19 protein-coding genes and 1 tRNA gene are annotated in these 24,520 nt (G+C 59.8%); 13 read left to right on the top strand and 7 right to left on the bottom strand.

All coding sequences use genetic code 11. The features are described 5' to 3' along the window. Positions 1-47 precede the first annotated feature (47 nt). Positions 48-1,052, bottom strand: a complete 1,005-nt coding sequence (locus HKD28_RS02035; RefSeq protein ID WP_194266805.1) for an MBL fold metallo-hydrolase — start codon at positions 1,050-1,052, stop codon at positions 48-50. A 137-nt stretch (positions 1,053-1,189) separates the two neighbouring features. Here HKD28_RS02035 and tkt point away from each other — a divergent pair, with 137 nt between their 5' ends. From tkt to HKD28_RS01985, 10 genes are all read left to right on the top strand, one after another. Then, positions 1,190-3,247, top strand: coding sequence for a transketolase (gene tkt, locus HKD28_RS02030; protein WP_194266652.1), 2,058 nt, complete (start codon positions 1,190-1,192; stop codon positions 3,245-3,247). Positions 3,248-3,259: 12 nt separating this feature from the next. Continuing rightward, on the top strand, positions 3,260-6,133 hold the full coding sequence (locus tag HKD28_RS02025; protein WP_194266651.1) for a bifunctional transaldolase/phosoglucose isomerase: 2,874 nt from the start codon (positions 3,260-3,262) through the stop codon (positions 6,131-6,133). Positions 6,134-6,136: 3 nt separating this feature from the next. Then, positions 6,137-7,135: a phosphogluconate dehydrogenase (NAD(+)-dependent, decarboxylating) gene (gene gnd, locus HKD28_RS02020; RefSeq protein WP_194261918.1), complete on the top strand. Its 999-nt coding sequence runs from the start codon at positions 6,137-6,139 to the stop codon at positions 7,133-7,135. Positions 7,136-7,242: 107 nt separating this feature from the next. Beyond that, positions 7,243-8,103 (top strand): Cof-type HAD-IIB family hydrolase, encoded by an 861-nt coding sequence (locus HKD28_RS02015; RefSeq protein ID WP_194266650.1) that lies wholly within the window; start codon positions 7,243-7,245, stop codon positions 8,101-8,103. Next, the gene (pgl, locus tag HKD28_RS02010; protein ID WP_194266649.1) at positions 8,100-8,840 is read left to right on the top strand and encodes a 6-phosphogluconolactonase; all 741 of its coding nucleotides are present in this window, start codon (positions 8,100-8,102) and stop codon (positions 8,838-8,840) included. Before HKD28_RS02015 ends, pgl begins: the two co-directional genes overlap by 4 nt. Further along, positions 8,837-9,532 carry a ribose-5-phosphate isomerase RpiA gene (gene rpiA / locus HKD28_RS02005; protein WP_194266648.1) on the top strand — a complete coding sequence of 232 codons (696 nt, stop codon included), beginning with the start codon at positions 8,837-8,839 and terminating at the stop codon, positions 9,530-9,532. Before pgl ends, rpiA begins: the two co-directional genes overlap by 4 nt. Then, on the top strand, positions 9,529-10,071 hold the full coding sequence (locus tag HKD28_RS02000; RefSeq protein WP_194266647.1) for a gluconokinase: 543 nt from the start codon (positions 9,529-9,531) through the stop codon (positions 10,069-10,071). The genes rpiA and HKD28_RS02000 overlap by 4 nt, the downstream gene beginning before the upstream one ends. 3 nt (positions 10,072-10,074) lie before the next feature. Then, the gene (locus tag HKD28_RS01995; RefSeq protein WP_194266646.1) at positions 10,075-10,602 is read left to right on the top strand and encodes a YaiI/YqxD family protein; all 528 of its coding nucleotides are present in this window, start codon (positions 10,075-10,077) and stop codon (positions 10,600-10,602) included. A 320-nt stretch (positions 10,603-10,922) separates the two neighbouring features. Continuing rightward, on the top strand, positions 10,923-12,365 hold the full coding sequence (gene aldA / locus HKD28_RS01990; protein WP_194266645.1) for an aldehyde dehydrogenase: 1,443 nt from the start codon (positions 10,923-10,925) through the stop codon (positions 12,363-12,365). A 62-nt stretch (positions 12,366-12,427) separates the two neighbouring features. Further along, positions 12,428-12,955, top strand: a complete 528-nt coding sequence (locus tag HKD28_RS01985) for a type 1 glutamine amidotransferase domain-containing protein (RefSeq protein WP_194261925.1) — start codon at positions 12,428-12,430, stop codon at positions 12,953-12,955. Positions 12,956-13,030: 75 nt separating this feature from the next. Here the strand turns inward: HKD28_RS01985 and HKD28_RS01980 are convergent, their stop codons facing one another. The 4 genes from HKD28_RS01980 to HKD28_RS01965 all read right to left on the bottom strand — a co-directional run bounded on the left by HKD28_RS01980 (position 13,031) and on the right by HKD28_RS01965 (position 19,332). Next, positions 13,031-14,137 (bottom strand): glycerophosphodiester phosphodiesterase family protein, encoded by a 1,107-nt coding sequence (locus HKD28_RS01980; RefSeq protein WP_194261926.1) that lies wholly within the window; start codon positions 14,135-14,137, stop codon positions 13,031-13,033. Positions 14,138-14,150: 13 nt separating this feature from the next. Further along, positions 14,151-16,544 (bottom strand): TonB-dependent receptor, encoded by a 2,394-nt coding sequence (locus HKD28_RS01975; protein ID WP_194266644.1) that lies wholly within the window; start codon positions 16,542-16,544, stop codon positions 14,151-14,153. Positions 16,545-16,652: 108 nt separating this feature from the next. Further along, on the bottom strand, positions 16,653-18,092 hold the full coding sequence (locus HKD28_RS01970; protein ID WP_194261928.1) for an ATP-binding protein: 1,440 nt from the start codon (positions 18,090-18,092) through the stop codon (positions 16,653-16,655). 4 nt (positions 18,093-18,096) lie between these two features. Continuing rightward, entirely contained in the window at positions 18,097-19,332 is a 1,236-nt protein-coding gene (locus HKD28_RS01965; RefSeq protein WP_194266804.1) for a TIGR03862 family flavoprotein, read from the bottom strand. 74 nt (positions 19,333-19,406) lie between these two features. On the opposite strand from HKD28_RS01965, the gene panC reads away from it, so the two are divergent. The 3 genes from panC (at position 19,407) to HKD28_RS01950 (ending at position 23,187) form a co-directional block, all read left to right on the top strand. Then, positions 19,407-20,234: a pantoate--beta-alanine ligase gene (panC, locus tag HKD28_RS01960; protein WP_194266643.1), complete on the top strand. Its 828-nt coding sequence runs from the start codon at positions 19,407-19,409 to the stop codon at positions 20,232-20,234. A 58-nt stretch (positions 20,235-20,292) separates the two neighbouring features. After that, on the top strand, positions 20,293-21,990 hold the full coding sequence (gene ade / locus HKD28_RS01955) for an adenine deaminase (RefSeq protein ID WP_194266642.1): 1,698 nt from the start codon (positions 20,293-20,295) through the stop codon (positions 21,988-21,990). A gap of 189 nt (positions 21,991-22,179) precedes the next feature. After that, positions 22,180-23,187 carry a glycosyltransferase family 8 protein gene (locus HKD28_RS01950; protein ID WP_194266641.1) on the top strand — a complete coding sequence of 336 codons (1,008 nt, stop codon included), beginning with the start codon at positions 22,180-22,182 and terminating at the stop codon, positions 23,185-23,187. A 102-nt stretch (positions 23,188-23,289) separates the two neighbouring features. Here HKD28_RS01950 and HKD28_RS01945 read toward each other — a convergent pair. Both HKD28_RS01945 and HKD28_RS01940 read right to left on the bottom strand, forming a co-directional pair. Continuing rightward, positions 23,290-23,366: transfer RNA gene (locus tag HKD28_RS01945), tRNA-Arg, on the bottom strand. A gap of 86 nt (positions 23,367-23,452) precedes the next feature. Beyond that, on the bottom strand, positions 23,453-24,478 hold the full coding sequence (locus HKD28_RS01940) for an alpha/beta hydrolase (RefSeq protein ID WP_194266640.1): 1,026 nt from the start codon (positions 24,476-24,478) through the stop codon (positions 23,453-23,455). Between the last annotated feature and the right edge of the window lie 42 nt (positions 24,479-24,520).

Here is a 24,520-nt window from a genome sequence, read left to right as displayed (position 1 = left end):
GTGTCCCCGATGACAGAAAATCCGGGGAAAGGATGTCGGAGGGCAGTTTAGCTTTTTGTGTCAACTGACGGAAGAGTGAGGCTGTCACCGTTTTCCAGCGCCCTGAAAGGACGGCCAGCGGGTCGGCAGGCGAACTCCAGACGGGTGGGCGGCTCCAGAATGGCCTCGTCGGTGAGCTGGAACGTGCCGAAATGGATCGGCAGGCCCTGTTGTGCCTTGAGCGTATCGAAAGCCATGAGCGCCTCTTCGGGGGACATGTGAACGCGGCGCATCAGGTTGCGCGGCTCGTAGGCCCCGATGGGCAGGATGGCGAGGTCGATATCCGGCCAGCGACGGTGGATCGCGTCGAAATGTTTGCCCCAGGCCGTGTCGCCCGCGAAAAACACGGTGTGGCCATCCGCTTCGATCGTGAAGCCACCCCAGAGCGCGCGGTTGGAATCGAACGGCGTGCGTGCGCTTCCATGCAGCGCCGGTGTGGCTGTGATGTGGGCACCGTCATCAGTCGTGCCGTCCCACCAGTCCAGTTCGACGATGCGCGGAAGAGCGGCCTTTTTCAGATGGCGACGGTTGCCCGGGAGGGAAATGCAGAGCGGATCGTCACGTTCGGCCAGTGCCCGCAGGCTCGGCAGGTCCATGTGGTCGTAATGACAGTGCGAGACGAGGATGATGTCGATGCGGGGAAGGGCATCCAGCGCGATGCCGGGCGGGCAGACGCGGCGGGGACCGAAACTGCGGAAGGGGGAGCAGCGTTCGGAAAAGACCGGATCTGTGATGATCCGCAGAGGCGCGCGTCCTGCACGGCCAAACTGGAGCAGAACGGTCGCATGACCGACAAACGTGACACAGCATTCCCCCGGCGCAGGCGTGACCTGATCGTAGGTTTTCTGCGGGGGAAGGGCATCCGGCCAGCGTGGCCTGAGGCCCATCTGCCAGCGGAAGATGTTCCCGATCCGCTGCGAGGGACTGCGGGCCGTTCGTGCCTCGTCCGGGCGCCATTCTTCGGGGTTTCGGTAATGACGACCGTCGAAGTGTGGCAGGTTGTCTTCAAGCACAAGAGCGTGTTTCACAATATGGTTTACCGATCAGCCATTGCGTCTGTCGCGACTTCGCGTCATGCCGTGGCAGCAGAAGGTATGGAAGATATCGTTGCGTTTCTTCCTGTCAGTCACAAGCCGGAGATCCCATTCCGATGAGTACGCTTCCTCAGCTCACCATCAATACGATCCGCACTCTTTCGATGGAAGGTGTCGAGCGCGCCAATTCCGGCCATCCCGGCACGGCTATGGCCCTCGCCCCCGCGATGTATGCGGTCTGGCAGCACGATCTGAAATACGATCCGGCCGATCCGTGCTGGCCTGCCCGTGACCGTTTCGTGCTTTCGGTCGGTCACGCGTCGATGCTGCTGTACTCCACCCTGTTCCTCACAGGCGTGAAGGATATTCAGGATGGCAAGGTCGTTGACGCGCCGTCCCTCACTGTCGAGGATCTCTCGCAGTTCCGTCAGCTGAACTCCAAGACGCCGGGTCATCCGGAATACCGCTTTACCGCTGGTGTAGAAACCACGACCGGCCCGCTCGGACAGGGTTGCGGCAATTCCGTCGGTATGGCGATCGCGCAGAAATGGATGTCCGCGCGCTATGATCGCCCGGGCTTCAAACTGTTCGACTATCACGTCACGGTGTTCTGTGGCGATGGCGACATGATGGAAGGTGTGGCTTCGGAAGCCGCGTCCACCGCTGGCCATCTCGCACTTGGGAACCTGACCTGGATCTATGATTCCAATCAGATTTCCATCGAAGGGTCGACGGATCTGGCCTTCACGGAAAATGTGGGCAAGCGTTTTGAAGCTTATGGCTGGCATGTCCAGACGCTGCCGGACGGCAACGATGTCGAGGCCATTCTCGCAGCCCTCAAAGCTGCGCGTGCAGTGACGGATCGTCCGAGCATGATCGTGCTCAAGACGGTCATCGGCTACGGCGCGCCCAAGAAGGCCGGTACGGCTTCGGCACATGGCGAGCCGCTGGGTGCGGAAGAAATCAAGGGTGCGAAGGCTGCTTATGGCTGGCCGGAAGACGCTCCGGACTTCTATGTCCCGGACGGTGTAAAGGAGCATTTCGCCGAAGGTCTCGGCAAGCGCGGCGCGGAAGCCAATGCAGAATGGCGCGAGCTGTTCTCGGCCTATCGTGAAGCCCATCCGGAACTCGCGGCTGAAATCGACTGCATCATCGAGCACCGTCTGCCGGAAGGCTGGGACAAGGACATCCCGACTTTCGAAGCCGATGCGAAGGGCGTTGCCTCGCGTGCAAGCTCGGGTCAGGTTCTGAATGCGGTTGCGAAGAACCTTCCCTGGATGATCGGCGGCTCTGCTGACCTCACACCGTCCACCAAGACGGACATCAAGGGCGGCGGCTCTTTCCAGCCGGAAAAATGGAACGGCACCTATGGTGGCCGGAACCTGCATTTCGGTGTGCGCGAACATGCGATGGGTTCCATCTGTAACGGTATCGCGCTGTCGGGCATCCGCTCCTACGGTTCGGGCTTCCTGATCTTCTCCGATTACATGAAGGCGCCGATCCGTCTGTCGGCCATCATGGAACTGCCGGTTCTGTATATCTTCACGCATGACTCCATTGGCGTGGGTGAAGACGGACCGACGCATCAGCCGATCGAGCAGCTCGCACAGCTTCGCGCAACGCCGGGCATCATGACGATCCGCCCGTCCGACGCGAACGAAGTGTCCGAAGCGTGGCGGACGCTGATCCCGATGACGCACAAGCCTGCCGTGCTCGCTCTGAGCCGTCAGAACCTGCCGACGATCGACCGTACGAAATATGCGTCCGCCGCCGGTCTGGCGAAGGGTGCCTATGTTCTGGCGAGCTGTGACGGCAAGCCCGACGTGATCCTGATCGCTTCGGGTTCGGAAGTCAGCCTCGTGGTGACGGCTTACGAGAAACTGACGGAAGAGGGCATCAAGGCCCGCGTCGTCTCGATGCCGAGCTTCGATCTCTTCGAAGAGCAGAGCCAGGAATACCGCGATTCCGTCCTGCCGCCGGATGTCATCGGCCGCGTTGCGGTCGAACAGGCCGCGGCGTTCGGCTGGGATCGGTATGTCGGCATCGGCGGTGCGATCATCGCGATGAACACGTTCGGTGCGTCGGCTCCGGCCTCCGCACTTCTCACGAAATTCGGTTTCACGCCTGAAGCGGTTCTTGACGCAGCAAAGCGTCAGGCCCTGCGCGGCAAGTAAGGGAGAGATCCTGTGGCAGACACAATCTCCAATACCGGTCTGAACGAAGTCGGCAGCGTGCTGCGCGAGCTTGAGAAATACGGCCAGTCCCCCTGGCTGGATTTCATCCAGCGCAGCTTCACGGAGGATGGAAGCCTCCGCAAGCTGGTGGATGAAGACGGCCTGCGGGGCGTCACGTCCAACCCGGCCATCTTTGAGAAGGCCATCGGACACGGCACCGAATACGATCCGCAGATCCGCAAGCTGCTGGAAGGCGAAGGCCTGCCCCCCGGCGATCTGTACGAACATCTGGCTATCGACGACATCCGGTCCGCCTGCGCGGTTCTGTATCCGGTGTTCGAAAAGACCAAAGGGCTGGACGGCTATGTCAGCCTCGAAGTCTCGCCCTATCTGGCGTTCGACACGCACGGGACGATCACGGAAGCGCGGCGTCTGTGGAAGGCTGTCGGGCGTGAAAACCTGATGATCAAGATCCCCGGTACGTCTGAAGGCACGGGCGCCATTCGTGACGCCATTGCGGACGGCATCAATGTCAATGTGACGCTGCTGTTCTCGCTTGATGCTTACAAGGCGGTGCTGGAAGCCTATATTGCCGGTCTTGAAGATCGCGCGGCCCGTGGTGAAGACATCTCGCGTCTTGCCAGTGTGGCGTCGTTCTTCGTCAGTCGTATCGATGCCAAGATCGACGGGGAAATCGACCGTCGCATCGCGGCTGGCGATGCGGAGGCCGAGGCTCTGAAGGCCATTCGCGGGAAGGTCGCAATCGCTAATGCCAAGCTGGCCTATCAGTATTATCTTGAAGTCCGTAACAGCTCGCGCTGGAAGGCGCTGGCCGAAAAGGGCGCCAACCCGCAGCGTCTGCTCTGGGCCAGCACTGGCACCAAGGACAAGGCCTATTCCGACGTCCTGTATGTCGAAGAGCTGATCGGTCCCGAGACGGTCAACACCATTCCGCCCGCAACGTTCGATGCGTTCCGCGATCACGGCAAGGCGCGCGCCAGCCTGACCGAGAATGTCGAACAGGCGCGGCATGTTCTGTCTGAGGCCGAGCGTCTTGGGTTGGATCTGAATGGCGTGACCACGAAGCTCGTCAAGGAAGGCTGTGCAGCATTCAGCGTGTCGTTCGACACTCTGCTGACGGCTGTGGCAACCAAGCGCGAGGCCGTCATCGGCAAGCGTCTGCTGCGTGTCAGCGCCGACCTGCCGCCGGAACTGCGCGACGATGTCGCCGGTGCGGAAAAGGACTGGAGCCAGAGCGGCGGTCTGCGCCGGATCTGGCAGAAAGATCCGTCGGTCTGGACGAATGGCCCGGAAGCCGACTGGCTGAACTGGCTGACAATCGTACAGGACCGTCTGTGGAACGTCGAAGAACTGGAGGTTCTGGCCCGCGATGTCCGCAGTCGCGGCTTCAAGGATATCCTGCTCCTGGGCATGGGTGGTTCGAGCCTTGGTCCCGAGGTTCTGGCCGAGACGTTCGGACAGCGCGAAGGCTGGCCGAAGCTGCATGTTCTCGACAGTACGGACCCGCAGCAGGTCACGGCGTTCGAGAAAGCCATCGACCCGAAGAACACACTCTTCATCGTGGCCAGCAAGTCTGGCGGTACGCTGGAGCCGAACATCCTGTTCGCGCATTTCTGGCAGGTGGCCGGTCAGGCTCTGGGCAAGAAGCCGGGTGACAGCTTCATCGCCATCACCGATCCGGGTTCGCACATGCAGAAAGTGGCCGAGGAAAACGGCTTCTGGCGCGTGTTCTACGGCGATCCGAAAATCGGCGGTCGGTACTCCGTCCTGTCCAATTTCGGCCTCGTTCCGGCGGCGGCAAGCGGCATTGACGTTCGCAAGCTGCTGACGGTCACGCGCCTGATGGTGGAATCCTGTGACGGAAGCGCGCCTCCGGCTGCCAATCCGGGTGCGGTTCTGGGCTTGATCCTCGGTCATGCCGCGCACTGCTTCGGTCGCGACAAGGTGACGATCCTTGCCTCTGACGGCATTGCGTCGCTGGGCGCATGGCTGGAACAGCTCATCGCCGAAAGCACCGGCAAGAAGGGCCTCGGCCTGATCCCCATCGACGAGGAAGAACTCGGCGTGCCGGATGTCTATGGAACGGACCGCATTTTTGTGGACCTTCTGCTGGGCGACGACGTTCCCGACAGCCGTCTCGGCGCTCTGCGGGCCGCTGGTGCGCCGGTCGTCACCATCCGTCTGGCCGATGCGTCCCAGATCGGACAGGCATTCTTCCTGTTCGAATTCGCGACGGCTGTGGCTGGTGCGGTTCTTGGGATTGATCCGTTCGATCAGCCTGACGTTGAGTTCAGCAAGCTCGAAACCCGCAAGCTGACCTCGGCCTATGCCGAAACGGGCTCGCTGCCGCCGGAAACGCCGTTCGCGAAGGATGGTCCGCTGTCCTTCTACGCGGATGCGAAGAACACGGAAGCTGCTGGCAGCAAAAGCGATGCGGTCTCCATTCTCAAGACCCTTTTTGATCGTGTGAAGCCGGGCGACTATGTCGGTCTGCTCGCCTATATCCGTCGCGATCAGCAGACGCGCGACTGGGCACAGTCCGTTCGTATGGAACTGCGGGATACGCTGAAAGTGGCGACAGCCGCCGAATTCGGCCCCCGGTTCCTGCATTCGACGGGCCAGGCCTACAAAGGCGGACCCGACAGCGGCGTGTTCCTTCAGGTCACGGCGACGGATGCGGCGGATGTGCCGGTTCCGGGTCATGGTTTCAGCTTCAGCGTTGTCAAGGCGGCGCAGGCACGAGGCGATTTCGAAGTGCTCGCGGCCCGTGGCCGTCGCGCCCTTCGCGTTCATATCGATGGACCGCTGGAAGACGGGCTGAAAGCTCTGGAAACGGCAATCCACGAAGCACTGGCAGGAGCATAAGTCATGCGGATCGGAATCATCGGACTGGGACGGATGGGCGGCAATATTGCCGTCCGTCTGACACGCCACGGACATGATGTCGTCGTGCACGACCGCACGCCGGAAGTGACGGCTTCGGTCGCCGGACGCTGCGAAGCGGGGCGTGCGACCCCCGCCGGTTCTGTCGCCGAGATGGCGAAGCTGCTCGAAGGTGACGAACACCGCGTGGTGTGGGTCATGCTTCCGGCAGGTGCCATCACCGAGGCCTGTGTTCAGGAACTCGGCGGCCTTCTGGGGCGTGGGGATGTCATCATCGACGGTGGCAACACTTACTATAAGGACGACGTCCGTCGTTCGGCCGAACTGGCCGAAAAGGGCATCTCCTATGTGGATGTCGGCACCTCAGGCGGTGTCTGGGGTCTGGAACGCGGCTACTGCATGATGTTCGGCGGCACGAAAGAAACCGCCGAATATATTGATCCGATCCTCAGCGCGCTGGCGCCGGGCATCGGGGACGTGCCGCGCACGCCGGGCCGTGGCGAAAAGGGCCATGATCCGCGGGCCGAGCAGGGCTATCTGCACTGTGGGCCTGCCGGTTCGGGGCACTTTGTGAAGATGGTCCATAACGGCATCGAATACGGCATGATGCAGGCCTTCGCAGAGGGCTTCGATATCATGAAAAGCAAGAACTCCCCCGTTCTTGCGGAAAAAGACCGGTTCGAACTCAATATGGGCGATATTGCCGAAGTATGGCGTCGCGGCAGTGTCGTGTCGTCCTGGCTGCTCGATCTGACGGCCGAGGCCCTGACCCGTTCGGAAACTCTCAACGAGTTCTCCGGCGAAGTCGCGGACTCTGGTGAAGGTCGCTGGACGATTGAGGCCGCTATTGAGGAAGACGTCCCGGCTCCGGTCATGACGGCCGCGCTGTTCACGCGCTTCCGTTCGCGGTCCGGCAACAACTTTGCCGAGAAAGTGCTCTCGGCACAGCGTTTCGGTTTCGGCGGACACGTCGAGAAGAAATAAGACTACCGCCCCTCATGGGCAATGACTGGCTGGCAGGGTATGGTTTTACCATTGCTGACCAGCCAGCCCCCGCAAAGACTCTGACGGGGGTTTTTACAGGGGCTTTTATGTCCGTTGACCTCGACGCCATCCATGCGGATCTGCCACCGTTGCCAAAAACCATCCGGATGGTTGTATCCGACATGGATGGCACGCTCCTGACGCCAGACAAGACCATTGCGCCGTCCACGCTGACGATGGCGAAAATACTTCAGGAGCGGGGGATTCCGCTGTGCCTCGCCAGTGCGCGGCCACCCGCCGCCATGGTGCCCTATATCGAGCAGCTTGGTCTGACCGGGCAGAATGCCGGTTTCAATGGCGGTATCATTTTCAAGCCCGACGGGACTACGAGTGTCAGCCGCGTTCTCACCCCGAATGTGCTGTCGATCGTGTATGACATGCTGCATCTGCATGGGATCGAAACATGGTTCCTGCGGCAGTCCTACTGGATGGTTCAGGACGCTCATACGCCGTTCGTCCAGCATGAGCACGGCATCACCGGACTGACGCCGCATCAGGTTCCCGATCTGCGCAAGGAATTCGAGGGCATTGGCAAGGTGATGGGCGTGAGCAGCAACACCAGCCTGCTTCAGGACGTCGAGACCGAACTCGGCGCGATGCTTCAGGGAGAAGCGAGCGTGCGCCGCTCTTCCGATATTCTTCTCGACGTGACGCCGGCCCTTGCCAACAAGGGCGAGGCGATCCGCGAACTGGCGCTTGCCCACGGCATTGCGCCGCATGAGGTGGCCTGCCTTGGCGATGCCCATAACGACCTGCCGATGTTTTCGGTCGCAGGACTGGGGATTGCCATGGGACAGGCCGAAGAGGACGTGAAAGCCGCCGCACAGGTTTGCACGGACACCAACGAGCGCGATGGCTGGGCCAAGGCTGTTGAGCGCTACATTCTGCCGAGGGTTCCTCATTCATGACGACCGATATTCGCACCGCCACTCTGGAAACCCTCCCTGATTCGGAAGCCGTTGCCCTGCGGATGGCTGATCTCTTCATCGAAGGTGTTCTCGCCAAGACGGACGGCCTGTTCCGGGTGGCACTTTCCGGAGGCTCCACGCCCAAGCGCCTGTTCGAGATCCTCGCAACGCCATCACGGGCAAAGCTGGTTCCGTGGGAGCGGGTCGAGATTTTCTATGGCGACGAGCGCCACGTGCCCGAAGGCCATGCGGACAGCAACCATACGGTCGGGCAGTCCGTCCTATTGTCGCATGTCCCGGTGCCCGCGCAGAACGTCCATGCCATTCCGACCGGTGACACGGTCGAGGCAGACGCACAGGCTTACGAAAAAACCCTCCGGACCTCTTATGGCGCCACGGAACTTGATCCGAAGCGTCCGCTGTTCGACCTGGTCATGCTGGGCCTCGGCACGGATGGTCATACGGCATCGCTGTTTCCGGGACAGCCTGTCCTGAAGGAGCGCAAGGCTTGGGTCGGAACGGCCGCACCGTCCACCGCGCCTTATGAACGCATCACGTTGACCTACCCCGCCATTCAGTCCAGCGCGCTGGTCGTGTTCCTCGTGACGGGGGCGTCCAAGGTCGAAATGCTGGAGCGTCTGGTCGAAGGCGACAGTTCCATCCCGTCCGCCCGCGTGACGAGCGAAGGCCGGATCGTCATTCTTGCAGATCGCGCTGCGGTCGGAGAAGACGCATGAGCGGCACGGATATGAGCGTTCACAAGCGCACCGCTGCGCGTGAAGCCGCTGATATGGTCAAGAGCGGCATGGTCGTGGGGCTCGGAACGGGCAGCACGGCCGCCTATATGATCGAACGTCTGGGCGAGCGTGTTGCGGAAGGGCTGGAAATTTTCGGCATTCCGACCTCCGATGACAGTGAGGACAAGGCGATCAAGGCTGGAATTCCCCTGACGGATTTCAGCGCGCATCGTCGGATTGACATTGCGATTGATGGTGCGGACGAGGTCCAGCGCGGTTCGCTGAACCTCATCAAAGGTCTGGGCGGCGCGCTCCTTCGCGAGAAAATCGTGGCACAGGCCGCGAAGCGTTTCGTGGTGATCGTGGACGGCACCAAGCCTGTCGATCTGCTGGGCGAACGCGCACCTGTGCCTGTTGAAGTCATTTCCTTCGGCTGGGAATGCACGGCGGAGCGCCTTGCGGCCTGTGGCGCGCGTGGTGTGAAGCCGAGGGCCGATCGTGCCGGATCGCTGTTCGTGACGGATACCGGCAACATGATTCTGGACTGCCATTTCGGACCAATCGAAAATCCCGAAGATCTGGCAGGGAAAATCGACCGGATCGTCGGTGTGGTGGAGCATGGCATGTTCCTCAACATGGCCTCGGATGTTCTGGTCGCCACGACAGAAGGCGTGGAGCGGTGGGAGCCATGACGGCTTCGGCAGCACGGGTGAAGATGGGTCTGGAGCCGCGTTTTCTCGTGATTATGGGCGTCTCTGGGACGGGCAAGACAACCATTGCAACGGGCCTCGCGACCCGGCTCGGTTGGCATTTTCAGGAGGGCGATGCCCTGCATCCGCCTGCGAATGTCGAGAAAATGAGCACCGGCCAGCCGCTGACCGATGCAGATCGCGCGCCTTGGCTTGCACTGTGTCATGACTGGCTGCGGGCACAGGTCGAAGCTGGCCATGGTGCGGTGCTGACATGTTCCGCGCTCAAACGTGCCTATCGTGAACAGCTTCGTGCCAACGGATTGCCAATCGAGTTCGTTCATATCGACACGTCCGCCACTGAACTTGCGGCGCGGCTGGAGCGGCGGGAAGGGCATTTCATGCCTGCCAGCCTGCTGCCAAGTCAGCTCGCGACGCTTGAAGTGCCGGGGGACGACGAGCCGGTAATCCGCGTGTCCGGCGAGAAGCACCCGGACGTGGTGCTGGAGGAACTGATCCGTCATTTCCAGACGGAGGGCTGATCCGTGGCAAACACGACCCGGCTTCTGGTTGATGCCGATGCCTGTCCGGTGAAGGACGAGATCTATCGGGTTGGGGCGCGCTATAGCCTGAAAACGATCATTGTCGCTAATAGCTGGATGAATGTCCCACAGTCTCCGCTCATCGAACGCGTTGTGGTTCCTGAAGGGCCGGACGTGGCGGATGACTGGATTGCGGAGCAGGTGACGGCGTCCGACATCGTCATTACTAGCGATATTCCGCTGGCCGTGCGGTGTCTTGCCAAGAAAGGTTCGGTTCTGCGTCCGAACGGTGAGGAAATCGACGAACGCTCTGTCGGTATGGTCTCGGCGATGCGCGATCTGATGCAGGGTCTACGCGAGACGGGGGCGGTGACGACCTATAATCCGTCTTTCGGCAAAAACGACCGGAGCCGGTTTTTATCCGCGCTCGATACACTCATCGTGCGACTCCGCAGAAAAGCTGCTCTGGCGCAATCGCTCCCCAGTTCTTCAGAAACAATCCACAGGGCCTTCCCCGGAGATGTTCCCTGATTCTGGGGATATCTTTTGCCCCAACAGACGCTCCGTGTTGAAAAGATTTGGCCCTGTATGGGGTGCAGTATCGCTGCAGCATTGGACAGTCTGCGTGAGGAAGGGCGCGTATTTTCACATCTTGGTTCTCTGAGTAAACGTTCCTCTACTTCATCTGGCATGATGCGGGACTGAACGATCGTTCCCGGAAATTGGCGCTTTATCGCTCTTGATTGCAAAAGAATGTCACTTTCGTGCCCTCATTGAGTGAACTGCAGGCGTCCTGATGCGTCTGTTTGAAGACAGGGCGCAAGTCGTCACACAGGAATGCAGGAAACTCCATGACTGAGAAAAGCACTCTTTTCATCAATGGCAGCTGGGTCTCACCGAAAGGCGGGGAATGGATCACGGTTGAAAATCCGGCCACGAAAGCAGTGATTGGCGAAGTCGCCAAAGGCGGAGAAGCGGATGTGGATGTCGCTGTCTCGGCTGCAAAATCGGCGTTTGTCGGCTGGAGCCAACGTACGGCGACCGAACGGGCTGATTACATTCATGCCTTGAAGGATCTGGTAAAGCGGGACCGCGAAAATCTGGCCGCTCTCATTACCGCCGAAATGGGCAAACCGTTGAAGGAGGCCCGCATTGAAGTCGATTTTGCGATTGGCCTGCTGCGGTTCGCGGCGGAGAATGTGCTGCGCCTTCAGGGCGAAATCATTCCGGGAAGTTCGCCGAACGAGAAAATCCTGATCGATCGCGTGCCGCTGGGCGTTATCGGGGCCATTACGGCCTGGAATTTTCCGCTGGCACTCTGTGCAAGAAAGATCGGCCCCGCTGTGGCGGCGGGAAACACCATTGTTCTTAAACCGCATGAACTGACCCCGCTGACCTGCCTGCATCTGGCGAAGCTGGTCAGGGAAGCAAAGATTCCTCATGGCGTCATCAATATCGTGACGGGAGATGGCAAGGATGTCGGTGTGCCGCTGGTGGCGCATAAAGACGTCCGGCTCATTACGATGACCGGTTCAACCCCCGCAGGCAAGAAGATCATGGCGGCCGCTTCCGAAACACTGAAGGAAGTCCGCCTCGAACTTGGCGGGAAGGCACCGTTTATGGTGATGGAAGACGCCGATCTGGATAAGGCTGCGGATGCTGCGGTGGCTGCACGGTTTGGCAATGGCGGGCAGGTCTGCACGTCCAACGAGCGTACCTATATCCATGAAGCCATCTACGATCGGTTTGTTCAGAAAATTCGCGAGAAGATCGAGGCGCTGAAGGTCGGACTGCCAACGGACCCGGACACGGATATGGGCCCGAAAGTCAGCGAGGACGAACTCAACAAGGTCCATGCCATGGTCGAAAATGCCATCAGGCAGGGCGCGCGTCTGGCCATGGGCGGCAAACGCCTGAGAGGGGGCGTCTATGATCAGGGATATTTCTATGCCCCGACGCTGCTGACCGATGTCACACAGGACATGGACGTCGTTCATAACGAGGTGTTCGGACCGGTCATGTCGCTGATTCGGGTTAAGGACTTCGATCAGGCCATCGCCTGGGCCAATGACTGCCGTTATGGCCTGTCAGCCTATCTCTTCACCAACGATCTGAGCCGGGTCCTTCGCATGACCCGCGAGCTTGAATTTGGCGAGGTCTATGTGAATCGTCCGGGCGGCGAGGCGCCGCAGGGCTTCCATCATGGCTACAAGGAGAGTGGTCTGGGAGGCGAAGACGGGCAGCACGGCATGGAAGCCTATGTCCAGACCAAGACCATTTACCTTAACGCATGAACGCATTGGCGGGGTGCCACACGACGGTAGCCCGCTTTTTCCTGAAGGAGGGGATCGGCATCATGGTAAAAGTCGCTGTACTGGCCACGGATGGCCTTGAGGAAATCGAACTGACCGCATCCCGGGCCGCTCTGGAAAATGCCGGGGCGACTGTCATGATCATTTCTCTCAAGGGCGGGGAATTTCAGGCCGTTAATAACGGTATTTATCCCTCGCATGGCATCCGGGCCGATCTGGCGATCGCTGATGCCAAGGCAGGAGATTACGATGCCCTGTTTCTTCCGGGTGGTCCGGTTTCGTCAGATGCGCTGCGTCTGAACAGGGACGTGGTGGCGTTTGCCAAGGCGTTCGTAAAAGCGAACAAGCCGATTGCAGCCATCTGCCATGGTGTGCAGACGCTGATTGAGGTGAATGAGCTTAAAGGACGAACCGTCACATCCTGGCCAGCCATTCGCCGCGATCTGGAGAATTCAGGGGCGATCTGGGTGGACAATGCGGTTGTTGTTGACGGGCCTTATGTCTTTTCCCGCTGTCCCGCCGATATCCCGGCTTTTAATAAGGCCATGCTCCGGCACTTCAGGCTCAGCTGACATCGCCTGAAAACCACAAAAAAGGAGGCTCCCGGAAAGAGAGCCTCCTTTTTTGTGGTGGTGATCTGACTGCTGTCAGATCGTGCCATCGACGGCTTTGCGCCCCAAAGCGGGATCGTCGGTGAAAAAGCCGTCGATGCCCATGTCCAGATAGCGGCGCAGTTCCGCGATCATGCCCTCGGGGTTGCGGGCGGCGTCGCCTGCAGTGTTGCGAAGCTGCGCGGGGAGGAAATGATTTTCCGGCCGTGCCGTGTAGGAATGGACCAGAAGTCCGGCCTGATGGGCATCCGTAACGAGGCTGGATGGCTCCATCCAGGCGCCCTTGCTATCACGCGGGATCAGGTCCGTGTTGGACGGCCCGATCACGTCGGCATAGCGCCGGACCTCCTTGAGGCCCTCAGGCGTCATGAGATCGCCGAAAGTCGTGGTCTTGCCTGCTGCCAGCAGATCCGGCGGTACGTCTTTGCGTTCACCCATCAGCAGCATCAGGCGCGCCTGCGGGTTGATGGACAGGACATCAGCGCGGATGCGCCCGAGGTTGCTGGTTTCGAAGGACTGGAGTTCCAGCGGGGCCTGCCGGGTATAGTCGTGGGCAGCGATGGTCTGGAGAAACGCGGCTTCGGGATTGAGCCCGAGGCTGTTGAAATAGGTGGAATGCTTGATTTCCGGCACCAGACCGAAAACCTTTCCCGTTGCCGCCGATTGTGCTGCGACCTGTTCGATGACTTCTTCGAAGGTCGGAATTTCGAAGTGGTCGTCATAGCGTGTGTTGTGGACGCGGATTGTGGAGAGGCGTTCACGGGCGCGGAGGGTTTTGAGTTCGGCGAGCGTAAAGTCCGTGGTGAACCAGCCGGTCTCGACCCGTCCGTCGATCTTGAGGGATCGGTGACGGGAGGCGAATTCCGGGCGTTCCGAAACATCCGTCGTCCCGACAATATTGCTTTCATGTCGGACGACCAGATGGCCGTCGCGCGTCATGACAAGATCCGGCTCGATGAAATCCGCGCCATCCATCATGGCGCGGGCATAGGAGGCCAGTGTGTGTTCGGGGCGCAGGGCCGAAGCGCCGCGATGGGCGAACACGAGCGGCTTCGGCGCCAGTGAGGGCGCGGCTTTCGCCCGCAGGTGCAGGGCGGGAAGCCCTGCCGCGAGCAGGCCGAGGCTCTGGCGACGTGTCAGCATAAGGCAGTGTTCCTTACAGGGCGGCGCTCAGGCTCAGGAAGAACATGCGCGGCGCGATGGGATAGGCCGAGAACTGACCCGCGGTCTGGGTCGCGTTGATCGTGGACCATCCCTTCGTGTTTGTCAGGTTGGTAATGTTGCCCTGAACCTTCAGCGATGCCAGATGCGGGATGTTGTGGAACGTATAACCCGCATTCAGGTTGAACTGGGCGTAGGGTGCGGCCCACATATCGTTGGTATAGGTCGCATAACGCTTGCCGATCACGTCGCCAGTGAACTGGCCGTAGGCATTGCCCCAGTTGGTTGTGAAGACGAACTTTTCCGACCAGTCCGGCATGCCCACAACGTTCTTTCCAGCCGTGTGGATGATGCTCGAACCCGTGCTGTAGTTATCGTTATAGGTGGATTTGTTGTAGGACAGCGCATTGTACAGCGAGAAATGCGGACCGAAATGGGTGGTGAAGGAGAAATCCATACCATCCGTTGTGACCGAACCCACGTTGGCAAGCGTGGTTGCCGAACCGATGATGGACGACAGGGTCTGCGTCGTTGCCACGGCCAGAAGGCGGTTCGAGAAGTGAACGTGATAGTATTCGACCTGACCTTCGATCGCTGTCAGCGGACCAAGGTGGATCTGGCGGTGCTCACGCAGACCGGTTTCGTAGGTCCATGAGGTTTCCGGCTTGCCGTTCTTCTTGAATTCTTCGAAAGCGGCCTGGCTGGTCGCGCCCCACGGGGTGGCATTGCCATAGCCCGCATCCTGGAAGGAGCGCATGTTCTCCTGGATGTTGGCGAACCACTGCTCATGCTTCGTGATGTCCCACACCGCGCCGAAAGCGGGCAGGAACGGCTTGGCGGCGTCGATTTCGCCACCCGGTGCCGTCACGGCATAGGACGGGGAAAGCGAACCCGGCTTCGCGGCCACGGGGAGCGTGCCGTTCGTATAGACCAGCTCGGACTTGAAGCCCGCCATCAGCGAGAAATTCTTTGAGATCTGCCAGTTGTCCTGCAGATGCGTCACGAACGTGTTGGTATAGAAATTGTTGGTGTACTGGTCGATCAGGGCGTTCTGCTGGCGCTCGTAAGGCGTGGTCGGGTTGTTGGCGTTCAGCGGATACCAGCGACGGGCCTGCGTGTTGTTGTTGCGCTCATACCAGCCGCCAAGTTCGATCGAATGCTTGCCGAGATGGTAGCGCAGCGTGGACATCAGGCCACCGCGGTTGTCCCAGTATTCGGTCGTACGGGTTGCGTAGCCCGAGCCACCGAACACGGTGTTCAGATCCTGCCCCGGATAATAGGCGGCGAACAGCGTCGGCAGACCGGCGGCCGAGATCGGACCGGCAACGACACCTTCACCCAGATCATGGTGATAATAGATGCTGTTGTCCCAGTGCAGGTTTTCGCTGAAGTCATGCGTCCACTTGGAATAGGCGAGGAAATCCTCGCGCTGGGCCGCAGAGTAGTAATTGCGATAGTTCAGGCCGACCGCATTTGCGTTGGCCTTGGCGTAATTGAAATTGGGATAAGTGAACGGACGAACATAGAGACCGTAACCCTGCGGCAGCGTGATGCTGTCTTCATTGGGTTCGACCTTCTGGGACCAGTCGAAGAATGTCGAGAAATGGTCATGTTCGCTGTTGTGAACAAACTTCGCGTTGACCTGATAGCCGCCCTGATGACCGGCAAAGTCCCAGGCGCGCGCATCCTGACGGACGAAAGAGACATAGGCCGAATTGCCGTTGCCGAACTCACCCGTATCGAGGCGGGCGAAGGTGCGGAACGTGGACCAGCTTCCGAAAACCTGCTCGATCTGCGCGCCGCGCTTGTGAAGCGGGTCCTGCGTCGTGAACTGGAGCGTACCGCCGAGATTGGACGTCGACGCCGTACCAAGCGCACCCGCACCGGACGACACTGAGGCCGATCCGACGTTCTCGCTGATGACCGCGCGCTGCGGGGAGAGGCCGTTATAGTTGCCGTAAGCCTGATCGCCGAGCGGAATGCCGTCGAGCGTGTAGCCAAGCTGGTTCTGGTTGAAGCCGTGAACGTAGAGCGAGGAGTTCTGCTCGTTGTTGCCCCAGGGGTCGGCATTGTTGAACACGACGCCCGGCAGCATCTCAAGCGCCTTGACCGGGTTGATGCCCGGAAGAATGCGCTGGATCTGCACATGGCTCAGCCCCTGTTCGGAACGGGTGCGGCGTGCCGTGATGACGAGCTGTTCCGTACCGCCAGCGACGGCATCCACCTTGGCCTTGTGCTTGGCGCTGCTTTTCGCAGCATGTTTGGCTGGTGCGGCTTTTCTGGTTTCGGTCGCGGCGGCACTGGCAGAGTGCGGAAGAGCGGCAGCCAGCGCAAATGGCGAGCAGAAAACGGTCAGGAGCAGGCGGGAACGCAGCAGGTTGCGCGGCATCGAAGATCTTTCCGGAGCAAGAAGGGTTCGGACGCGGCGGACCCTAATCTTTCCGTAAAGAACTGCGTGTGAAGCTCCTGTGAACGTGCGATGACAGAATTATGACAGTCAGGCTGTCTGCCAGCCCAGCCCGACGATCGCCACCCGCCGCCCCAAAGGGGTATCCTGAAGAACGATGACTTCCCGCTCTTCCAGATAGTTGAGCTGACGGCGCGCGCGGCCCAGAGAATGCGTCCCATAGGCGCGGGCCAGTGCATCATCGTCCGGGCAGGTTTCCGCATCCAGCGCCGTGCGGGCCAGCAGCAGGAAAACGCCCTGCACGTCTTCCGGAAGGGTCGCGGCGACTGTCTGGGCCTGCTTCCACTCCTCGCTGTCGGAGCGCTCCCGGTCCATCCCGGCGCGGATCGTGGCCAGCATCCGGTTGAAAGACCCCAGTTCCAGCACGTTGCGCGACAGGCCCTGAATGCGCGCCCGAAGCTGGAAGTCCTGATACAACGTCGCCAGCGGTTTGTAGTCCGAACCTTCTCCGGCCACGACTTCGGCGACCAGTGACCAGAGCTGATCGGGATCGGCCTCGACGCTCACGGCAGCAGGGGCAGGTTCCTCGGCCTCGCGCTCGGCACCATAGGCATCGAGTTGAGCGAGCAGATCCGGCGGAGGAGGGCGGGTTTCCCGACGCGCGCGGGGCGTGAACTCATGAACGGGTTCGAGAATGATGTCCCGCAAGTCTTCGGCTGAAACCGGCTCAAGCGGCACGAGAACCGGACCGGTGGCGTGGCTTGCGGTCGTCACGGGGCCGATGGCCACGAGTTTCGGACGTCGGCTCAGCGCCGGGCCGAGCGCCATGAACTGACCGCGCGCCAGATCGCGGAAGGATTCCGCCGCACGGCGTTCCATACCCAGAAGATCGGCTGCACGCGCCATATCAATATCAAGAAAGGTCCGGCCCATCAGGAAGTTGGACGCTTCCGCCGCAACGTTCTTCGCCAGCTTCGCCAGACGCTGGGTGGCGATCACGCCTGCCAGACCGCGCTTTCGGCCACGGCACATGAGGTTCGTCATGGCGCCCAGCGACAGGCGGCGCGCTTCGTCCGATGTGTCGCCGCTGGCCACGGGTGCGAAAAGCTGGGCTTCGTCCACCACGACGAGGGCCGGATACCAGTGCGCGCGCGGGGCTTCGAACATGCCGTTAAGGAACGCGCCGGCCGCCCGAAGCTGCATCTCGGCTTCGACCTGCTCAAGATTCAGCACCACGGAGGCCCGATGCGCCCGCACGCGCTCCCCAGCGGCGCGGAGGCTGGCTTCAGACTGGTCTTCGACGTCGATCACTAGATGGCCGTAATGGTCGGCGAGGGTGACGAAATCGCCTTCCGGATCAATCATCACCTGCTGGACGAGGGTTGCCGTCTGCTCCAGCAGGCGCCGCAGAAGATGCGATTTCCCCGAGCCGGAATTGCCCTGAACCAGCAGGCGCGTGGCCAGGAGTTCCGGCAGATCAATGCAGGTGTCGGAGCCGTCGCGGCCCTGTCCGAGAACGATGGATGTCATGGCGTCAGGCGATAGCCGAACTGGACGATTCTAGCCACCCAAGGACGCCATTTGCCGCTGCATAAGCAGTGGAAAAACACCCCTGAAGCAGATAGCCGCCCGTCGGCGCTTCCCAGTCCAGCATTTCCCCGGCCACAAACACGCCGGGGCGGGACGTCAGCATGAACCGTGCATCCACCGCGTCCTGTCGTATGCCTCCTGCGGTCGAGATGGCGCGATCCAGCGCGTCCATGCCGGTCAGCGGCAGGGGAAGGGCCTTGAGGGTCTGGGCAAGCTGAAGCGGGGTGGCGTTTTTCGGGGTCGCAAGCCTGAGAAGTTCGCGGGAGGGTGCGTCCAGTGCGAGTGCTTTCCGCAGACGATTGCTCTGGCTCTCCCGCTCGCGCTGGGCCAGCAGGCGTTTCAGAACCTCCTCGGCCGAAAGTGTCGGGCGCAGGTCGAGCGTGAGAACCGCCCGCCCGTTGCGCTGGATCGTGTCCCGCAACGCAGCCGAGAGGGCATAAAGCGCCGATCCTTCAAGACCGCGGGCCGTGATGGTCAGGTCGCCCCGGCTGTGTTGTTCGTTAAAAGACAGCCCGACCGAATGCAGGATGCTACCGTCGTGCCTTGCTGCGAAATCGGCTGGCCAGTCCGGCACGAAGCCGCAGTTTGCGGGGGCGAAAGGCGCGGTGTCCTCCGGTAAAAGGTCTGCCCAGTGCCCGTCCGATCCCAGACGGGACCAGCTTGCGCCCCCCAGTGTCAGGAGGGTCGCGTCCGCCTGAACAGAAATCCGGCCGTCAGGAGTATCGAAAACAGGGTCCGAACCCTCCCAGCCGACGAAACGATGCCGGGTCTGGATCGTCACCCCTTGCTGCGCCAGACGCTCAAGCCATGCCCGCAGAAGCGGCGAGGCTTTCATGGCTTTGGGAAACACCCGCCCTGAAGAGCCGGAAAAACAGGGCTGCCCGAGGCCTTCCGCCCATTGTCTCAGCGCCTCTGGCGGAAAGGCGCGAATAGTGGGTTCGAGCCAGTCCTGCGCGTTGCCATAACGCTTCAGAAACCTGTCCAGCGGCTCCGAATGCGTCAGGTTCAGCCCGCTGCGCCCGGCCATGAGCAGCTTACGCCCTACGCTGGGCATCCGGTCGAAGATCTGCACCCTGCATCCTCGTGCAGACAGGACTTCGGCTGCGAACAGCCCTGCCGGACCGGCTCCGATGATGGTGATGGATGGGCCGAGGAACGGGGAAGGGGACGCAGCACTCATAGGCGCCTGATTGCCATGTGCGGCGGGGTTTGTCAGGTTCCGCACGACTGGTTCTGGCCGGAAAGGAAACACAGATGCAGGTTTTTGAGACAATCTCGGCGTTTCGGACCGCCCGGAAAGCCTATGCAACGCTCGGCTTCGTTCCGACGATGGGCTTCCTGCACGAAGGCCATCTGGGCCTCGTCCGCAGGGCCAAGGCCGAAAATGGCGCGGTGGCCGTCAGCATTTTCGTCAATCCGACGCAGTTCGGCCCGAACGAAGACTACGCCTCCTATCCGCGCGATCCGGACCGGGATCTGGCGCTTCTGAAAGATGCCGGAACCGATCTCGTATTTCTGCCGACACCGGAAATCCTCTACCCGTCAGGTTTTGCAACTCGCATTGAAGTCGGCGGCGTTGCGGACGAACTCGAAGGCCAGTCCCGCCCCGGACATTTCTCCGGCGTGGCGACGGTCGTGACGAAGCTGTTCAATATCGTCCAGCCGCAGCGGGCCTATTTCGGACAGAAAGATGCCCAGCAATGCGCGGTCGTCCGGCGTTTTGTGGCGGATCTGGATATCCCGGTCGAAATCGTGGTCTGTGACATCGCGCGCGAAAACGATGGTCTCGCGCGGTCCAGCCGCAATGTGCGTCTGACGCCCGAGAATCGTCAGAAAGCTCCGGCGCTATATCAGGCCTTGCAGGAAGCCGCGCGGCTGTTTCGCAGTGGTGAACGCAACGTGGATGTTCTGGAAGGTGCTTTGCGTGTCAGTCTGATAAAGGCCGGACTGCCGGACATTGATTATGCCACGGTCGTGAATGCGGACACTTTCCGCCGCGAAGACCCCTGTTCCGAAAACGCACTGGCGCTTCTGGCTGTGCAGGCAGGGGGGGTCCGGCTGATCGACAATATGCCACTTTGAGATCCACCTCCTTCGTGCGGTATAAGCATGAACTGCTGACGGACAGAGGATTTCAGACATGCAGAAAACCATCATGCGCCGGGTGGCTCAGGGGCAGGGACGCGAACCCGCCGATCTGGTTATCCGTAATGTCCGGCTGTTCGATCTGGTTACGGGAGAGCTTGTTCCCACCGATATCGCCATCTGTGGCGACCGGATCGTCGGGACTTATGGTGACTATGACGGTGTGCAGACGATTGACGGTGCAGGCCGGATCGCCGTGCCGGGCTTCATCGACACGCATCTGCATGTTGAATCCTCGCTGGTCACGCCGTTCGAGTTCGACCGCTGTGTTCTGCCGCATGGCGTAACGACCGCTATCTGCGACCCGCATGAAATGGCCAATGTGCTGGGCCGCGCCGCATTCGATTATTTTCTGGCGGCCGCCGAGCGGACCATCATGGACTTGCGGGTCAATCTCTCAAGTTGTGTTCCGGCAACGTCGATGGAGACGTCGGGAGCGGTCCTGAATGTCGATGATCTGCTGCCTTATCGGAGCCATCCGAAAGTGATCGGTCTGGCCGAATTCATGAATATTCCGGGCGTCCTGAACGGCGATCCGGGCTGCATGGACAAACTCGCGGCCTTTGCGGACGGCCATATCGACGGCCATGCGCCTCTCATGCGCGGCAAGGCCCTCAACGGCTATCTGGCAGCCGGGATTTCGACCGATCATGAGGCGACGGCCGCCGAAGAAGCGCTGGAAAAAGTCCGGAAAGGGATGACAGTCCTGATCCGCGAAGGCTCTGTCTGCAAGGACCTCGAAGCGCTGGTCCCGCTACTAAACGTCGCCACATCGCCGTTTTTTGCGTTCTGCACGGATGACCGGAATCCGCTTGAAATTGCCCATGAAGGCCATCTGGATTTTCTCATTCGTCGGGCGATTGAACTGGGCGTGGAGCCTCTGGCTGCATACCGCGCGGCTTCGCTCTCGGCCGCCACCGCCTTTGGTCTGAAAGATCGCGGGCAGATTGCGCCCGGCAAGCGCGCGGATATCGTCCTGCTCGACGATCTGGAACGCTGTCAGGTGTCGGATGTCATTTCCGCAGGTCGTCTGGTGAATGACGCGTTGTTTGCAGGGCGCGAAATCGTAGCGCCTGTTGGTCTGGACAGCGTGCAACTGCCAAATCCGGTGAGCGCGCTGGATATGCGGATTGAAGGCAGCGGCACAGATCGTCCGGTGATGGGGATCATTCCGGGACAGATCATCACCGAATTCCTGCGTCTTGATCTCTTGGAAGACGATGGCGTCGTCCTGCCGGATCCTGAGCAGGATATCGCAAAGGTCTGCGTCGTGGCGCGACATGGACATAACGACAATATCGGACGGGGCTTTGTCCGCGGTTTTGGTCTCAGAAGCGGCGCACTGGCCTCATCCGTCGGTCACGACAGCCATAATATCTGTGTTGTCGGAACCAGTGACGCCGATATGGCCTGCGCGGTGAACCATCTGGAAAAGACTGGCGGCGGTTTCGTGGCCGTCCGTGATGGACAGGTGCTGGCGGAACTGCGTCTTCCCGTCGCAGGGCTGATGAGCGATGCCCCCTATGAACAGGTGCGCGATGATCTGATCGTGTTGCGACAGGCCGCGAAAGAGATGGGCGTGGTTTTAGAGGAGCCGTTCCTGCAACTGGCGTTCCTGCCCCTCCCGGTCATTCCCCATCTCAAGATTACGGATTTCGGAATGATCGACGTCCGGACCATGAGTCTGCTCTGACATTTTGGCTGCCTGCTTGGCAGCCATGAATACTATGGGTGCAATTCAGTGCTTTGAAGATTATTTCTATACACCGTAGCAAAGAGGCTCTGAGGGCATGTTGAGAAAAATATTAACTAAACAGTTATAAAATAATATGGCATCCTCAATAGAAAGTCTGACGCTGTTGTGACGAGAGAGGATCCTGTTTTGGGCCAAAAAACTGCAATTATCTTTGTTGCGGATAGAAATTTTCTGGTGCCCAGCATCCTCGCGATGCTTCAGATCAGTCGCCAGAAAGATACGATGAGTGTCGCGGATCTATTCCTGTTCACGACAGATCTTGATGATACCGATTTCCGCACGATCACCAATCTCGTCACAGTCCACGGCATTACGATAATCAGGCTTGATCTTGATAAAGTATTGAATGAACAGGAAACGCTTTCCTTTAGAAAGACACATATTTCCATTTCAGCCCTGGGCCGTTTCTTTACAGGATCTTATATAGATTCCAAATATGAAAACATCCTCTATATTGATGGAGATGTTCAGGTTGTTAGATCAATTTTTGATTTGGCAAATGCTGATATTCCGAACGGTAAGATACTCGGTGTCATTGACCGACAGTTCCTTAAAGCAAAGGAGCATGACAAATCCGGAGAAAAAACACGCGAATACCTCAAAAAATTGGGGATTTCGCATGAGGGAGATTATTTTAACTCAGGTGTCTTGGCTGCAACGCGTGAGACATGGATCAATCTTTGCAAAGAAGCATTCGATTATTTTGTAAAACATTCCGAAGATTGCATGTTTCACGATCAGAGTGCTTTGAACGCTGTATGTGTCGGCAGAAGACTACCCATGTCACCCAAATATAATTTCACGACCATGTTCACCGAAAACAACCTCCTGAACATTGTTAAGCCGTCGATCATTCATTTTACAGGTGCTGAAAAGCCATGGTTTTCAAAAGCACGTCCTTGGCAGGGACGTTTCATGGCATCTTATGCTGAACTTTTAAGACAGTTCCCGCAGTTGGAGGCTTTCTATTCGCTCAGAGAATACTTTCATTCGTCAGGACAGTCCGGTCTGAACAAAATAGACCGTCACGCGAACAGAATGTGGCTTCTAACCCGTATCCTGACACCCTGGCGTGTTATCCTGCGACGTCGCAAACTCCTGAACTATCTAAAAACAACGCGATTTTTTATCTGAAGGTCGCTTTGAGGGTCGGGGCGCGCAATAACGTCCTGGCTCCCCTTTCAGCAGGAACTGAGGTTAACCAAAAACCCTGAGCATCTCAAAATCTGGGGAGCATGGTGGACCTGACGCGATTCGAACGCGTGACCTTTGCCTTCGGAGGGCAACGCTCTATCCAGCTGAGCTACAGGTCCATGTGGGTTCAGATAACTGCTTCGGCGGAAGATTGCCAGCCCTCTTTTTTAAAGTTCTGTTGTTCAGACCTGTGATCGGGTGGTGATCATGGAAAACTCTGTGTCTGGGCCGTGGCCTGCCATGCGGCAGCGGCGATATCACCGCCGGAGGGCAGAAAATGCTCCGGTTCGGTCAGCCATGACACGGCATCCTGTGCAGCCCCTCTGCGATCACGGCTGAGAAGATGATGCGCGCCCGGCAGTTCGTCCAGTCGAGTACCAGCAGGCAATCTGCGAAGAAGTCGTGCCGTGAAGGGCGGCAGGACGAACTGGTCCCGGCCTCCAAAAATGATGAGCAGCGGGGTCCGTGTTTTTGGAGCCGCTTCGTAGGCGCTGTGCATTAACAATGTCAGGCCATAAAGCGGATGAATCGTCGAACTATGCAGGGTGAGGGGATCGAAATACATCCGGCGCAGCGCCTGAATATTGTCACTGGCGACGCGATGACCCGGCACTGCCGAGCCGTCCAGTTTCCAGTGTGGAGCAAGAAAATCCATCCCGCCAAGAACTGCTTCCCAAGGTTGGCCGATATTCAGGGCCGCTGGGGCAAGCAGAATTGTACTGCTGATTTGCGGCGTGTCGGTGGTCGCCAGCAGGAGGGCGATGGCACCCCCCATGCTTTCTCCCATGACGTGAATCGGGACGTGCGGATAACGGGCGTGCAGCCAGAGCACCTGTTCGCGGGCGTCCTGCACCAGCCTTGCCGTGTTGCTCCATCCGCCCCGGTTCGGAGCCTGTCCGAAGCCGCGGATGTCCGGGGCGGCGAGTGTAAAGCCTGCGGAGGTGAAGGTTGGCGCCGCGAATTCCCAGGCGTCCCGGCTGTCGCCATATCCGTGCAGTGCGAGGATGATGCCACGTGGCTCTGATGTGGTGGCGGGATAAAGACGCAGCGGAACACGGGCGCCGTCCGACATGTCGAGCATCAGTGTTGGGGGGATCAGGGCCGTTTCCCGCGTCGTCGGATGCAGGTCGGGCATAGGCGGTGCCGTGCAGGCCTGTAACGCCAGCAGGCCAATCAGCCCGCAGGAAAGACGTGTGAGGCGGTTTGAAACGGAAAGGAATGGGCCTATCATCGCGCGGATTTTAGAACGTCCGCTCCTTCGGGGCGAGAAGGG

The organism is Gluconobacter cadivus, assembly GCF_015244745.1.
Taxonomy (GTDB): Bacteria; Pseudomonadota; Alphaproteobacteria; order Acetobacterales; family Acetobacteraceae; genus Gluconobacter; species Gluconobacter cadivus.
The sequence above is the reverse complement of the archived record's forward strand: the minus strand, read 5'-3'. Positions and strand labels throughout refer to the sequence as shown.